Origin of the sequence: Bacillus sp. FSL M8-0166 (genome assembly GCF_038008825.1) — a bacterium.
Taxonomy (GTDB): Bacteria; Bacillota; Bacilli; order Bacillales; family Bacillaceae; genus Bacillus; species Bacillus safensis.
Genome location: NZ_JBBOZZ010000001.1, coordinates 715,589 through 730,708 on the forward strand (window position 1 = coordinate 715,589; position 15,120 = coordinate 730,708).

Below are 15,120 nucleotides of genomic sequence, written 5' to 3' on the forward strand. Positions count from 1 at the left end.
ATATACAGTTTCACACTGGTCTAGAAAAGCCCCTTTCATAAGGGGCTTTTCCTTTTGAATCAAAAGGTTCGTTTAGAACGCTCTCCTTTGCTTTTAGGATCTGAAGTGTGCTAGAATCTGAATGAAATGTAATCGCCTTTGGAGGATATAATACATGAGTGAAATAAATAAAGAATTAATCGAACACGCGGTACGCGATATATTAAAAGCAATCGGAGAAGATCCGGATCGTGAAGGACTTCTTGATACCCCAAAACGAGTAGCAAAAATGTATGAAGAAGTGTTCTCGGGATTAAATGAAGATCCAAAAGAACATTTTAAAACCATTTTTGGCGAAGACCACGAAGAACTCGTCCTTGTAAAAGATATTGCTTTCCATTCAATGTGTGAACACCACCTCGTGCCTTTCTACGGGAAAGCCCACGTCGCTTATATTCCGCGCGGCGGAAAAGTAACAGGACTTAGTAAGCTGGCAAGAGCTGTCGAAGCCGTGGCAAAACGCCCGCAGCTTCAGGAACGCATTACTTCAACCATTGCAGATAGTATGGTGGAAACACTTAATCCGCATGGCGTGATGATTGTCGTTGAAGCAGAGCATATGTGCATGACGATGCGCGGAGTGAAAAAGCCAGGCGCTAAAACAGTGACCTCAGCAGTCCGCGGCACATTTGCAAATGATGCAGCCGCAAGAGCAGAAGTGCTTTCCTTTATTAAAAACGACTAATTCAATAGATGGAAGGTGAACAAAATGAGTGAAAATAAAGCATCTGATTTTGTGGTGATTAAAGCCATTGATAATGGTGTAAATGTCATCGGCCTAACAAGAGGCTCTGATACAAGATTTCACCATTCCGAGAAGCTCGATAAAGGTGAAGTGATCATTGCACAATTTACTGAGCATACGTCAGCGATCAAAGTAAGAGGCGACGCTGTCATTCAAACAAGCTTCGGCGAAATTCAAAGCGAAGCAAAGAAATAAAGAACTTGTATGCACTTGATAGCATAAAAGTGAGAGCTGATATGGTATAATAAATCTCTATACAATGTGCAGGGCTACATATAAACTGTAATTTTTGGGACAAGGGTGATATCTTTGCAAGACATCTACGGAATTTTATCTAATCTAAATATAAAATTAAATAAAAAGCTTTCTCATCCTTATTTGGCGAAGCATTTACGCGCTCCACTCATCGATGAAGACAAGCTCCTTCTTTTTCATGCAATGTTTGATGAAGCTCAAATTGATGCAGAGAAAAAAGAAAATTATATTTTAACGGCGATGCTTGTGCAAATTGCCCTTGATACCCATGACGAAGTCACAACTGCTGCAGCCATCAAGCAAGACGAATTCAAAAATCGTCAGCTGACCATCCTAGCAGGAGACTATTTCAGCGGTCTCTATTATTCTCTTCTCTCTGACATGAAAGATATCTATATGATCCGCACGCTCGCTACGGCGATCAAAGAAATCAATGAACATAAGATTAGACTGTATGACCGGTCCATTCAAGATGCAGCGCACTTTTACAAAAGTGTAGCTACAGTTGAATCTGCACTATTTCAAAGGATTTCTGAGCATTTTCAATTAACGCATTGGAATGAGATTGCAAGTCGTTTCCTTGTTTATAAGCGTTTCATGAAACAAGCAGAAGATGACAAACATTTAAAACTTTTTTTGAACGATAGTTATACGGACGCCTATTCGTGTTTTGACAACTTTGAGAATGAAGGCTATGAAAAGGCCAAACGGCCGATCAAGGAGCATCTTGTTTCATCTCCGGTCGTTCAAAAAGAGCTATTAAATCGCTTGGATCATATGAAAAATGAGCCTGCGTACCATCAGAAAGTGGAAGAAGGGTAAGTCATGCAGCAATCAAAAGAACAGCGAGTACACGGTGTATTTGAAAAAATTTATAAAAACTATGATCAAATGAACTCTGTCATCAGCTTTAAACAGCATAAAAAATGGCGCGATAAAACAATGAAGCTCATGAATGTGCAAAAAGGCACTAAAGCATTAGATGTATGCTGCGGAACAGCCGATTGGACAATTGCGCTCGCAGATGCTGTTGGAGAGAAAGGCGAGGTCAAAGGCCTTGATTTCAGTAAAAACATGCTGAGTGTTGGAGAAACGAAGGTGAAGGCTGGGGGCTACAATCAGATTGAATTGCTTCACGGCAATGCAATGGAGCTTCCTTTTGAAGATAACTCATTTGATTATGTCACCATCGGTTTTGGACTTAGAAACGTCCCTGATTATTTAACGGTGCTAAAGGAAATGACAAGAGTAGTGAAGCCTGGCGGGTTGGTTGTCTGTCTTGAGACATCACAGCCTGAGATGATCGGCTTTAAGCAAGGCTACTATATCTATTTCAAATACATTATGCCGCTCTTTGGTAAACTGTTTGCCAAAAGCTATCAGGAGTATTCATGGCTTCAAGAATCAGCCAAAACGTTCCCTGGCATGAAAGAGCTGGCCGCTCTGTTCGAAGAGGCCGGGTTGTCTGATGTCTCGTATCATCCATTTACAGGCGGTGTAGCAGCAACACATATCGGAAAGAAGCTTTGAATAAACGATATTTGGGTGAAGATAATGAAACTAAAAGCAATGATCTCTTTTTTAAATCAAGATATCGATATAATTGAAAAAGAGCTTGAACAAACAGTTCGCTCTGATTATGCATTATTAAGTGAAGCAGGTCTTCATTTGCTGCAAGCGGGCGGAAAACGAATCCGCCCCGTTTTTGTTCTCCTTTCAGGCATGTTTGGTGACTATGACATTAATAAAATTAAATATGTTGCCGTTGCCCTCGAGCTGATTCATATGGCATCACTCGTTCACGATGATGTCATTGATGATGCAGAGCTGAGAAGAGGCAAACCAACGATTAAGGCAAAATGGGATAACAGAATTGCCATGTACACAGGGGATTATATGTTTGCAAGATCACTTGAATACATGACAAAAATTAACCACCCAATGGCACATGAAATTTTGTCAAAAATGGTCGTTGAGCTCTGTCTTGGTGAAATAGAGCAAGTGAAAGATAAATATAATATGGAACAGAATCTGCGTACATATTTAAGAAGAATCAAACGAAAAACAGCCTTGCTAATTGCAGGAAGCTGCCAATTAGGCGCCATTGCAGCGGGTACAGATGAAAAAACACATAAAGCCCTCTATTGGTTTGGGTACTATGTCGGCATGTCTTATCAGATCATTGATGATGTCCTTGATTTCACATCAACTGAAGAAGAACTGGGCAAGCCTGTTGGAGGAGACCTTTTACAAGGGAATGTCACACTCCCAGTCTTATACGCACTGAAAAATCCGACACTAGAAGGTCAATTGAAACTGATCAATAGTGAGACGACGGAGAAGCAGCTGAAGCCTGTTATTGAAAGCCTCAAACAAACAGATGCGATCGACCGCTCGATTCGAGTGAGTGAAATGTATTTGAAAAAAGCTTTTGAACAGCTCGACAAACTTCCTCGAGGACGAGCGAGAACATCACTTGCCTCCATTGCAAAATATATTGGGAAACGAAAATTCTAATCAACGTTACGTTGATTGGTTTTTTTGTGAAATTTTTTGTCAAAAATTGATTATTATAAAAAAAAATGATACGATCACTTTGTAACAATGTAAGCCTATACATACATAACGACGGGGTGGAAAACGTATATGGACAAAACATTTCTTATGGTCAAACCTGATGGTGTGGAAAGACAATTAATCGGTGACATTGTGTCAAGATTCGAAAAAAAGGGGCTTCAGCTTGTTGGTGCAAAACTAATGAGTATTCCAAAGGAAGTAGCAGAAACACATTACGGAGAGCATAAAGAAAAACCATTTTTCGGGGAATTGGTTGACTTTATTACGTCAGGACCTGTATTTGCAATGGTATGGCAAGGCGAACAGGTAGTAGACGTAACAAGACAGATTATCGGCAAAACAAATCCAAAGGAAGCGCTTCCGGGCACAATAAGAGGAGACTATGGATTGACTGTTGGGAAAAACATTATCCATGGGTCAGACTCACCAGAAAGTGCTGAAAGAGAAATTAACTTATTCTTCAAACAAGAAGAACTCACAAGCTGGGAGCAAACCATCTCAAGCTGGATTTATTAAGGTTCAAGCCAAGGTGTTCATCCAATGAGCACTTTGGCTTTTTTTATATTGAACTTTCTACACGAAATTTCGCATGAGAAGATACAAATTTTCGATAAAAACAGCTATACTAGGACAAAGATAGATGAGACAGGAGAGGACATTGATGGATCAGTATCAAGTATTTGTTGGAAAATGGAAAAAACTAACCGGGGTAGATCTGAATTTATATAAAGAAGCACAAATGAAACGAAGATTAACATCACTTTATGATAAAAAAGGATATAGAGATTTTGAGGCATTCGCGGCCGCGCTTGAACAGGACAGAGCACTATTAGATGAGACGATGGACCGTATGACGATTAATGTGTCAGAATTTTACCGAAACTATCAGCGCTGGGAAGTACTTGATCAAAAAATCCTGCCGCTGCTTTTGAAAAATGGCGGCACCTTAAAGATTTGGAGTGCAGCATGTTCGACAGGAGAAGAGCCATATACACTCTCCATGCTGCTGTCAAGTCATCCTCTTGTGAAAGACTTCCAAATTATTGCAACTGACATTGATGATAAAGTTCTACAGTCAGCTCAAAAAGGCAGATATCATGAACGCTCTCTGCAAGAGGTACCAGATCATATCAAGCAAAAATATTTCACAAAAGAAGATGCTTCATTTTACACTGTGAAGGATGAGGTTCGAAAGCATATTCAATTTAAGAAACACAACCTTTTAGCAGATCCATATGAAAAACAGCTTGACCTCATCGTCTGCCGAAATGTACTGATTTACTTTACTGAAGAGGCAAAAGAAGAAATTTACTTGAAAATGAGCAGCAGTTTAAAACAAAATGGCGTATTATTTGTTGGTTCTACAGAGCAAATTTTTCACCCAGAAAAGTTTGGACTGACATCTGCTGATACTTTCTTTTATCAAAAGAAGGGTATGTAGCTGACTTTTTAGTAGCAAGTGTGTTATTATATTTTTACTTAAAAGCGTTAATGCGATGAAGGGAGATTAAGTCATGAGGTACTTAACAGCAGGTGAATCACATGGTCCACAATTGACCACAATTATTGAAGGAGTTCCAGCGGGGCTTTACATAGAGCAGGATGACATCAATTATGAATTGGCTAGAAGACAAAAAGGTCATGGCCGCGGAAGAAGAATGCAGATTGAAAAAGACCAGGCGAAAGTGTTAAGTGGTGTTCGCCACGGGAGAACATTAGGTTCTCCAATTGCACTTGTTGTTGAAAATAACGACTGGAAGCACTGGACAAAGGTGATGGGGGCAGAGCCGATTACAGAAGAAGAAGAAAGCGAAATGAAGCGTCAAATCTCTCGTCCAAGACCAGGACATGCGGATTTAAATGGTGCGATTAAATATGGACACCGTGATATGAGAAACGTTTTAGAGCGTTCATCAGCCCGCGAGACAACTGTTCGTGTAGCAGCGGGCGCAGTTGCCAAACAAATCTTGGCGCATCTAGGGATTAAAGTAGCTGGCCACGTTCTTGAAATTGGCGGAGTGAAAGCAGCTCATACAGCATATGAGTCTATTGAAGATTTGCAAAAGGTAACAGAAGAATCACCTGTTCGCTGCTATGACAGTGAAGCAGGTCAGAAAATGATGGATGCAATTGATGAAGCGAAGAAAAACGGTGATTCAATTGGCGGAATTGTTGAAGTCATCGTTGAAGGAATGCCAGTTGGAGTCGGAAGCTATGTTCACTATGACCGTAAATTGGACAGCAAGCTTGCTGGCGCTGTACTTAGTATCAACGCTTTTAAAGGGGTTGAATTCGGTATTGGCTTTGAGGCAGCCTCTAAAAATGGCAGTGAGGTCCATGATGAAATCATCTGGGATGAAGAAAAGGGCTATACGAGAAAAACAAATCGCCTAGGCGGTCTTGAAGGCGGAATGTCAACGGGTATGCCAATTGTCGTAAGAGGGGTTATGAAGCCAATTCCAACGCTTTATAAGCCGCTTCAAAGCGTTGACATTGAAACAAAAGAACCTTTCTCTGCAAGTATTGAACGCTCTGACAGCTGTGCTGTTCCTGCCGCAAGTGTTGTCGCAGAAGCAGTCGTGGCATGGGAAATTGCCAATGCAGTTGTGGAGCAGTTTGGCCTTGACCAAATCGACCGCATTAAAGAAAATGTTGAAAAAATGCGCCAGCTTCAGAGGGAATTTTAATGAAAACACTGGAAGTTAAGACGTCTTCCGCCACTTATCCTGTATTTATCGGTGATGGGATTAAAAGCAATATCGTCGACTTGATAACTTCCACTGGGCATTCCTATACGAAGCTCTTAATCGTCACAGATGCAGCTGTTGATGCCATTTATGGTGATGAGATGGTTCGCTTACTTCAGCAGAAGTGGCCTGTGAACAAAGTGGTTGTGCCAAGCGGAGAGCAGTCAAAATCCTTTGCCGAATTTGAGCATATTCATACAAAAGCCATTCAATTTCAGCTTGATCGTTCCTCATGCATCATTGCGCTGGGAGGCGGCGTGATTGGAGATTTGGCTGGCTTTGCTGCTGCCACTTATATGAGAGGCATTGACTTTATCCAAGTTCCGACGACGCTGCTGGCACATGATAGTGCAGTTGGCGGGAAAACAGGGATCAACCATCCGCTCGGTAAAAATTTAATCGGTGCGTTTCATCAGCCGAAAGCTGTGATCTATGATACTAGTATGCTTGAGACTCTATCTCAAATTGAACGAAGATCAGGCTTTGCAGAAGTCATCAAACATGCACTGATTTCAAGTGAAGACTTTTTATCAGAACTGATGACCATTCGTTCTTTGCCGGATTTATCAAAGAGCGAGCTGGCACATATGCTGTATCAAGGCATTCAAGTCAAAGCGTCAATTGTTCAAGAAGATGAAAAAGAACAAGGCGTGCGTGCATTTTTAAATTTAGGCCATACACTCGGGCATGCCATTGAAGCAGAGTACGGATACGGCGCCATCACGCACGGAGATGCCATTGCAATCGGCATGCAGTTTGCGCTGTATGTGAGTGAAAAGCAGCTAGGACTCAGCTTCAATCGTATGGAACTAAAAGAGTGGATGAAAGAGCTTGGGTTCCCGGTACAAGTCACACAAGATATTTCCACGAAAACATTTGTTGACCGGATGATTGGAGATAAAAAAGCAAGAGGCGGCAGTGTTCAATTTGTTTTATTAAAACAGGTTGGAGACGTCACCTTACAGTCTTTCACAAAAGATGAGCTGCACTACTGGCTCGAAGAATGGAAACGGGAGGAGGGATGTCTATGATGTTTCGCGGGATACGTGGGGCTACAACTGTGATAGAAGATACAGAAACAGAAGTGCTAAACAAAACGAAACAGCTGTTAGAAGCGATTATTTCAAGAAACCAAGTAGATCCAGAACGTGTCGTGCAGATCTTGATTTCAGCTACACAAGATATTCACTCCGTTTTTCCGGCAAAAGCACTTCGTCAGTTTGAAGGATGGACATATGTACCTGTTACATGTATGCAGGAACTGGACATTGATGGCGGTTTAAAGCAATGTATTCGTGTCTTAATGACTGTCCAGACAGATACAAAGCAGGAAGACATACAGCATGTGTACTTGGAAGAAGCTGTGACGCTTCGCCCTGATTTACAGTTGACAAAAAACAAGGAATTATAATACGATATGAACAGCCGAAGTTTACACACAGGTGTAAACGGCATTGCAAGCTTAGAGAAGATGAGAATGAGACTAGGGTAGTTGAGATGAGTAGAGTTGAGCAGAGATACGATACTTCTATTTAATCATACTGCCTAAAAGAGCAACCCTCTTTTAGGCTTATTTCGTATACTCATACAAACCCTCTATATGTCCCCTCATTCTCCTTAATCCCATTTAAGGAGTGTGCTTATGAATTCCCAATCAAACCTGACCCAATTTTTAAAGGACAGTGAGTCCCACAAAACGATCCCAATTGTTGAAACCATTACAGTCGATACGCTCTCACCGATTCAAATTGTTGAAAAACTCAAACAAGATATTGTGTATTTGCTAGAAAGCAAAGATGAGTCTTCCAGCTGGTCGAGATATTCCTTCATTGGATTGCACCCGTTTTTAACCTTACATGATGACCAAAATAAATACATTGCACGTGACGCTGCGGGGCAGGAAGTCATGCAAAAGCAAGAGCTGAAAGAACTGCTAGATTGGATGAAAGATCAATATCAAATCAAAACGCCAGATATTGATATCCCATTTACAGGCGGGGCTGTTGGATACTTAAGCTACGATCTGATCCCAACCATTGAACCTTCTGTCAAGCCTCACCGCAGCGCATCGACGACAGAAAATTGCACATTATTTGTCTGCCAAACGATGATTGCTTTTGATCATGAAACAAATCATGTTCATTTTATCCAGTACACCCAGCTAACCGGACATGAAACAGAAGACGAAAAAATACGCGCTTACAAAGAAAATCAAAAGCAGCTTGAACAGATGATTCACAAGCTCCATTCAAAGGTTGATATGAAAGAACTGATTTTATCAGGGAATTTGAATGAGCCGCCGTCCTTTGAACATGTGACGTCAACCTATGAAAAAACGCAATTTTTAAATGATGTAGAAAAAATCAAAGAGTACATTCGGGCGGGTGACATTTTCCAAGGCGTACTCTCACAGCGATTTGATATCCCTGTGTCAGTGAGTTCATTTGAGTTATACCGCGTGCTTCGGATTGTAAATCCATCTCCATATATGTATTTTATGAAATTAAAAGATCGTGATTTAGTCGGAAGCTCGCCAGAACGATTAATTCATGCCAAAAACGGGCACCTAGAAATCCATCCTATTGCAGGCACAAGAAAACGAGGAAGAACAAGAGAAGAGGATGCTGAGCTAGCAAGAGAGCTGCTTGAAGATGAAAAGGAAAAAGCGGAGCATTACATGTTAGTGGATCTTGCCAGAAATGATGTAGGCCGTGTGGCAGAATACGGCAGTGTGTCCGTACCAACCTTTACAAAAGTAGTGAATTTTTCACATGTTATGCACATCATTTCCATTGTGACAGGAAAGTTAAAGCAGGATACACATCCAGTCGATGCGCTCATGTCCGCTTTCCCAGCAGGTACATTAACAGGTGCACCCAAAATAAGAGCGATGCAATTACTAAATGAAATGGAGCCTGAGCCAAGGGAAACGTATGGCGGCTGTATTGCCTATATTGGATTCGACGGCAATATCGACTCCTGTATTACCATTCGTACGATGAGCGTCAAAAATCAGACCGCTTCTATACAAGCAGGCGCCGGCATTGTGGCTGATTCTGTTCCGGAAAATGAATGGGAAGAAACTTGTAACAAGGCAGGAGCACTTCTGAAAGCCATTCAGCTTGCGGAACATATTTTCTCGGAAAAGGAGAGTGTGCAGGATGAATCACCGACTATCAGCTCTTGTTAATGGAGGCTTTCTATCAGAAAATGAAGCAAATAAACTCATGCATGATATGATGAGCGGCTCTTTAACAGATACTGAAGTCGCTGCAAGTCTCTCGATTTTAGCGCATAGAGGAGAAACCGCTGAAGAAATGACAGGCTTCGTGAAAGCCATGCGGCAAAATGCAGAACCAATGGAACAATCGCTTGATGTTGTTGATACTTGCGGCACAGGAGGCGATGGACTCTCCACCTTTAATATATCAACTGCTGCCGCCATTGTCGCGTCCGCTGCTGGAGCCAAAATCGCCAAACACGGAAATCGATCAGTTTCTTCTAAAAGCGGGAGTGCCGATGTACTAGAGTGTCTTGGGGTTCACATTCAATCCACACCAGAAGAAACAAGAAGACAAATACAAGAGAAAAACATGGGCTTTTTATTTGCCCCCTTGTACCATTCATCTATGAAACAAGTAGCCGCAGTCCGCAAGCAGCTCGGCTTCCGGACAGTATTTAATCTATTAGGCCCGCTTTGCCACCCAATGCAAGCCAAAAAGCAAATCATTGGTGTTTACTCAAAGGAAAAGGCGAAATTAATGGCAAAAGCTCTTGCGCCGTTAGAGCCAGAACATGTGATATTTGTTTGCGGAGAAGATGGGCTGGATGAATTAACGATTACTGCAAATTCATATGTGATTGAACTCAAAAAAGATGTCATGACAGAATATACACTCAATCCAGAAGACTTTGGGCTGCAAAAAGGACATTTATCAGACATTCAGGTCCAATCACCGGAAGAGAGCGCCAAATTGATTCAGAATATATTGAATCATCAAACAGAAGGGGCGCCGCTTCATATTACAGCCCTGAACGCTGGAGCGGCTTTATATGTCGCAGGGAAGTCAGAAAGCCTCATGGCAGGAACATTAAAAGCGTTTGAAACAATTAAAAATGGTGCAGCCAAAGAACAATTGGCTCGTTTAAAACAAAAAACGAAGGAGGAAGAGATCTATGCTTAATCAAATCATTGCCCGCAAAAAAGAACATATCCAAACATTGCAGTTACCAGAGGATGGACACTTTGAAAGACGATCATTTAAAGAAGCACTCATGAATCCTCATCGCTCAATTGGTCTAATTGCTGAGGTGAAAAAAGCGTCTCCTTCCAAAGGAATCATTCAACCGAATTTTGATCCTTTACAAACAGCAAAAGCTTACGAAAAATCAAACGCTGATTGCTTATCTGTTTTAACAGATGAACCGTTCTTTCAAGGGAAAAACGAATACCTGTCCCTCATTAAAAAACAAATCGATCGTCCGATTTTAAGAAAAGATTTCATCATTGACTCCATACAGGTAGAAGAGTCAAGACGTATAGGAGCAGATGCCATTTTATTAATTGGAGAAGTACTTGAGCCGCAAAAGCTGCACGAGCTCTATGCTGAAGCAAAAGAGAAAGGCCTTGATGTCCTTGTCGAAGTACATGCAGCAGATACACTCGAAAATATTTTAAAGTTGTTCACTCCTGAAATCATTGGAGTGAACAACCGGAATTTAAATACATTTACAACAACAGTTGAACAAACAAAAGAGATCGCACCACTCGTTCCAAGCGATGTCTTACTAGTGAGTGAGAGCGGTATTCAAACATTCGATGATCTAACCTTTGTGAAGAAACATGGAGCGGGTGCAGTTCTTGTTGGAGAATCATTAATGAGAGAACAATCACAAGAAAAAGCCGTTCAGACATTGTTTGGAGAATGAACAGGATGAAGCCTTATTTAAAATATTGCGGAGCAGTATCTCAAGAAGATGTGGAATGTATTGCGCAGTCTAACGCAAATGCCATTGGATTTATTTTTGCTCCAAGTAAAAGACAAGTCCAGCCAGATCAAGTGAAACAATGGCTCATTCAAACAAAGTGTGAGAAAAAGATTGCCGGTGTATTTGTAAATGAAAAGATTCAAAAAGTGTGTGATATCACAAAACATATTCCTTTAGATATCGTACAGCTTCATGGAGATGAAACGCAGGATGACGCAAAAGAAATTAAACAACAAACAGGGGTTGTCGTTTGGAAAGTGTTCCACCACGAGCCCAATATCACAAGCACGCTCGAAAAAATGACGGCATTTGCGCCTGTTGTCGATGGCTTCCTCATTGATGCGAAAGTAAAAGGAATGAGAGGCGGCTCTGGAACAGCTTTTGCTTGGGAGGCGGTGCCTGCATACGTTCAGCATGCAAAACGGCTGGAGAAAACTTGCGCAATTGCAGGCGGTATTACATCAGAAAAGATAGCAGAGCTCCTTGCCTATGGTCCAGAAGCGATCGATCTTTCAAGCGGAATAGAAGAAAACGGGAAGAAAAGCAGCGCTAAGATCGAAGCGCTCGAAGAAAGGATGTTAAATGATGTACGCATATCCAAATGAGATTGGCAGATACGGAGAATTCGGAGGGAAATTTGTCCCGGAAACGCTCATGCAGCCACTTGCAGAAATCGAACAAGCATTTCGTGAATTAAAAGAAGACCCTGCTTTTCAAGCAGAATATGTATCACTACTTCGAAACTATTCAGGCAGACCAACTGCGCTTACATATGCTGACCAATTATCAGCATACCTCGGCGGCGCAAAGATCTATTTAAAAAGAGAAGATTTAAATCACACAGGTGCTCATAAAATTAACAATGCGCTTGGGCAGGCCCTGCTTGCGAAAAAAATGGGGAAATCAAACATCATCGCGGAAACAGGCGCAGGTCAGCACGGAGTAGCTGCTGCAACGGTGGCCGCAAAGTTCGGGCTATCCTGCACGGTATTTATGGGAAAAGAAGATGTGGAAAGACAATCACTCAATGTCTTTCGAATGAAACTGCTCGGCGCTGAAGTCATACCTGTCACAAGCGGGAATGGCACATTAAAAGATGCTACTAACGAAGCCATCCGCTATTGGGTCCAGCACTGCAGTGATCACTTTTATATGATCGGCTCCGTCGTAGGCCCTCATCCGTATCCTCAAATCGTCAGCGAGTTCCAGCGGATGATTGGTGATGAAGCAAAAGAGCAGCTGCTTGAAAAAGAAGGCAGGCTTCCTCATAAAGTCATTGCCTGTGTCGGCGGCGGGAGTAATGCCATTGGAATGTACCGGGCGTTTTTAGATGAAGAGGTAGAAATCATTGGTGTAGAGGCCGCTGGAAAGGGAATCGATACTCCGCTCCATGCTGCAACCATCACGAAAGGAACAAAAGGAGTGATTCACGGGTCTTTGACCTATTTAATCCAAGACGAATTTGGCCAAATTATTGAGCCATATTCTATTTCCGCTGGTTTAGATTATCCGGGAATTGGACCAGAGCACGCATATTTACATGCGAGCGGACGGGTTCAATATGTGAGTGCGACAGATCAAGAAGCACTAGATGCCCTAAAGCTGCTGACTGAAAAAGAAGGAATCCTGCCAGCAATTGAAACTGCACATGCGCTAGCCAAGGCGTTTGAGGTAAGCAAGACGATGAATGAAGATGAAATCGTCCTTGTCTGCCTGTCAGGAAGAGGCGATAAGGATGTGCATACATTAATGAACGTGCTTGAAAGTGAGGGAAAAACAAAATGACCACATTTCAATTAGAGCAAGGAGAGAAATTATTTATCCCATTTATCACAGCAGGAGATCCATCAGAAGACATCACGATTGATTTAGCTGTCTCCCTTCAAGCAGCCGGTGCACATGCGATTGAACTAGGTGTTCCTTATTCCGATCCACTAGCGGACGGTCCTGTCATCCAAAGAGCCTCCAAAAGAGCTCTAAATCATGGCATGAATATCGTAAAAGCGATAGAATTAGCAGGAAAGATGAAAAAAAACGGTGTAAAAATTCCTGTAATTCTATTTACGTATTATAATCCTGTGTTACAATTAGACACAGAATACTTTTTCGCTTTACTGCGCAAAAATCATATTTCGGGACTCTTAACACCCGACTTGCCGTTTGAAGAGAGCAGCGAGCTGCAAAAGAACTGTCAAACACATGGCATTTCATATATTTCACTCGTTGCACCAACAAGCAAGGAACGATTAGTAAACATTGTAGAGCAGGCAGAAGGTTTTGTGTATTGTGTTTCATCTCTTGGTGTAACAGGTGTCAGACAATCCTTTGACGCGTCAATTACAGATTTTATTCAACAAGTGAAACAGCTGAGTCACATACCGGTTGCGGTCGGTTTTGGCATCTCAACAAGAGAGCAGGTAGACTCAATGAATAAACTGAGTGACGGTGTCGTTGTAGGCAGTGCACTTGTGAAAAAAATTGAAGAGCTTCAAGAACAATTGCTAGCAAGTGATACACGTCAAGAGGCTTTAAGAGAATTTGAAACATATGCAAAAACATTTAGTCCCCTCTATTCATTCAAATGAGGTGAAACATTTTGCAAATCAAAGATCAATTAAAACAGCTAAAACCGTATCAACCTGGGAAACCAATTGAAGAGGTCAAAAAAGAATATCAATTAGACAAAATTGTGAAATTGGCTTCAAATGAAAACCCTTTTGGATGTTCCGTACATGCAAGAGAGGCGATAGAGGCTGAACTCGAACATTTAGCGATTTATCCAGATGGATACAGCGCAAGTTTAAGAACGGAGCTTGCTGAGTTTCTTCAAGTAAGTGAAAAACAATTAATTTTCGGGAATGGCTCAGATGAACTTGTGCAAATTATTGCGAGAGCATTCCTTGACCAACATACAAATACCGTCATCCCATCTCCATCTTTTCCGCAATACCGTCACAATGCAGTGATTGAACATGCTGAAATTCGAGAAGTGCCTCTTTTAGACGGAGGAGCTCACGATCTGAAGGGTATGCTGGATGCGATCGATGAGAACACGAAGGTTGTCTGGGTATGTAATCCAAATAACCCGACAGGAAATCATTTGTCAGAATCTGAGCTTGTGGCGTTTTTAGATGAAGTGCCAGCTCACGTGCTTGTTGTACTAGATGAAGCGTATTTTGAATACGTTCGTGCGGAAGATTTTCCAAACAGTTTATCTTTATTACACGCTTATCAAAATGTCATTGTACTTAGAACGTTTTCTAAAGCGTATGGACTTGCAGCACTTCGAGTAGGCTACGGGATTGCGTCAGAAGAGCTGATTACTGCCATTGAACCAGCGAGAGAACCGTTTAATACTAGTCGTATCGCTCAGGCAGCTGCGCGTGCAGCGATAAAAGATCAAGACTTCATTCAATCATGCAGACAGAAAAATGAAGCAGGTCTCAAGCAATATCAAGATTTTGCTGACCGTTTTGGACTATATATCTATCCATCTCAAACAAACTTTGTGCTGATTGATTTTAAAAGAGATGCAGATGAATTGTTCAATGCATTATTGAAAAAAGGTTACATTGTTCGTTCCGGGAAAGCACTTGGCTTTCCGACTTCTTTACGTATTACCGTCGGAACAAAAGAGCAAAATGAAGAAATTTTAAGTACACTTGCCGATTTAATGCAAGGCATTCGTGCGTAGCATAACCAGAAAGTCATATCCTAAGGCAGGATATGGCTTTCATTGTACCAACGTCATATACATATAAGCTGTAA

At 41.6% G+C, this 15,120-nt stretch carries 17 protein-coding genes; all 17 read left to right on the forward strand.

Annotated features, from left to right (window positions below; genetic code table 11):
- Positions 1–154: 154 nt before the first annotated feature.
- The gene (gene folE, locus NSS92_RS04020) at positions 155–724 is read left to right on the forward strand and encodes a GTP cyclohydrolase I FolE (RefSeq protein ID WP_003215789.1); all 570 of its coding nucleotides are present in this window, start codon (positions 155–157) and stop codon (positions 722–724) included.
- Between the two features lie 24 nt (positions 725–748).
- A complete protein-coding gene (gene mtrB / locus NSS92_RS04025; RefSeq protein WP_008344541.1) occupies positions 749–979 on the forward strand; it encodes a trp RNA-binding attenuation protein MtrB in 231 nt (76 codons plus the stop codon).
- A gap of 114 nt (positions 980–1,093) precedes the next feature.
- Entirely contained in the window at positions 1,094–1,861 is a 768-nt protein-coding gene (locus tag NSS92_RS04030; RefSeq protein ID WP_095408888.1) for a heptaprenyl diphosphate synthase component 1, read from the forward strand.
- A 3-nt stretch (positions 1,862–1,864) separates the two neighbouring features.
- Positions 1,865–2,569, forward strand: coding sequence for a demethylmenaquinone methyltransferase (locus NSS92_RS04035; protein ID WP_340866967.1), 705 nt, complete (start codon positions 1,865–1,867; stop codon positions 2,567–2,569).
- A gap of 24 nt (positions 2,570–2,593) precedes the next feature.
- Complete coding sequence (gene hepT / locus NSS92_RS04040) at positions 2,594–3,556, forward strand: heptaprenyl diphosphate synthase component II (RefSeq protein ID WP_048239331.1); 963 nt, start codon at positions 2,594–2,596, stop codon at positions 3,554–3,556.
- Between the two features lie 129 nt (positions 3,557–3,685).
- On the forward strand, positions 3,686–4,132 hold the full coding sequence (ndk, locus tag NSS92_RS04045; RefSeq protein ID WP_267587426.1) for a nucleoside-diphosphate kinase: 447 nt from the start codon (positions 3,686–3,688) through the stop codon (positions 4,130–4,132).
- A gap of 145 nt (positions 4,133–4,277) precedes the next feature.
- Positions 4,278–5,057, forward strand: a complete 780-nt coding sequence (locus NSS92_RS04050) for a CheR family methyltransferase (RefSeq protein ID WP_267587427.1) — start codon at positions 4,278–4,280, stop codon at positions 5,055–5,057.
- 73 nt (positions 5,058–5,130) lie between these two features.
- Entirely contained in the window at positions 5,131–6,303 is a 1,173-nt protein-coding gene (gene aroC, locus NSS92_RS04055; RefSeq protein ID WP_024422806.1) for a chorismate synthase, read from the forward strand.
- Positions 6,303–7,394 carry a 3-dehydroquinate synthase gene (aroB, locus tag NSS92_RS04060; RefSeq protein WP_267587428.1) on the forward strand — a complete coding sequence of 364 codons (1,092 nt, stop codon included), beginning with the start codon at positions 6,303–6,305 and terminating at the stop codon, positions 7,392–7,394. The genes aroC and aroB overlap by 1 nt, the downstream gene beginning before the upstream one ends.
- Positions 7,391–7,774: a chorismate mutase gene (gene aroH, locus NSS92_RS04065; RefSeq protein ID WP_024422804.1), complete on the forward strand. Its 384-nt coding sequence runs from the start codon at positions 7,391–7,393 to the stop codon at positions 7,772–7,774. Before aroB ends, aroH begins: the two co-directional genes overlap by 4 nt.
- A gap of 231 nt (positions 7,775–8,005) precedes the next feature.
- Positions 8,006–9,553, forward strand: a complete 1,548-nt coding sequence (trpE, locus tag NSS92_RS04070) for an anthranilate synthase component I (protein WP_340866968.1) — start codon at positions 8,006–8,008, stop codon at positions 9,551–9,553.
- Positions 9,525–10,547: an anthranilate phosphoribosyltransferase gene (gene trpD, locus NSS92_RS04075; protein WP_340866969.1), complete on the forward strand. Its 1,023-nt coding sequence runs from the start codon at positions 9,525–9,527 to the stop codon at positions 10,545–10,547. Before trpE ends, trpD begins: the two co-directional genes overlap by 29 nt.
- Positions 10,540–11,292 carry an indole-3-glycerol phosphate synthase TrpC gene (gene trpC / locus NSS92_RS04080; protein WP_267587431.1) on the forward strand — a complete coding sequence of 251 codons (753 nt, stop codon included), beginning with the start codon at positions 10,540–10,542 and terminating at the stop codon, positions 11,290–11,292. Before trpD ends, trpC begins: the two co-directional genes overlap by 8 nt.
- On the forward strand, positions 11,289–11,957 hold the full coding sequence (locus NSS92_RS04085) for a phosphoribosylanthranilate isomerase (RefSeq protein ID WP_340866970.1): 669 nt from the start codon (positions 11,289–11,291) through the stop codon (positions 11,955–11,957). The genes trpC and NSS92_RS04085 overlap by 4 nt, the downstream gene beginning before the upstream one ends.
- Positions 11,938–13,137 carry a tryptophan synthase subunit beta gene (trpB, locus tag NSS92_RS04090; RefSeq protein ID WP_267587433.1) on the forward strand — a complete coding sequence of 400 codons (1,200 nt, stop codon included), beginning with the start codon at positions 11,938–11,940 and terminating at the stop codon, positions 13,135–13,137. The genes NSS92_RS04085 and trpB overlap by 20 nt, the downstream gene beginning before the upstream one ends.
- Positions 13,134–13,937: a tryptophan synthase subunit alpha gene (trpA, locus tag NSS92_RS04095; protein ID WP_340866971.1), complete on the forward strand. Its 804-nt coding sequence runs from the start codon at positions 13,134–13,136 to the stop codon at positions 13,935–13,937. The genes trpB and trpA overlap by 4 nt, the downstream gene beginning before the upstream one ends.
- Before the next feature lie 11 nt (positions 13,938–13,948).
- The gene (hisC, locus tag NSS92_RS04100) at positions 13,949–15,046 is read left to right on the forward strand and encodes a histidinol-phosphate transaminase (RefSeq protein ID WP_267587434.1); all 1,098 of its coding nucleotides are present in this window, start codon (positions 13,949–13,951) and stop codon (positions 15,044–15,046) included.
- Positions 15,047–15,120: the final 74 nt, after the last annotated feature.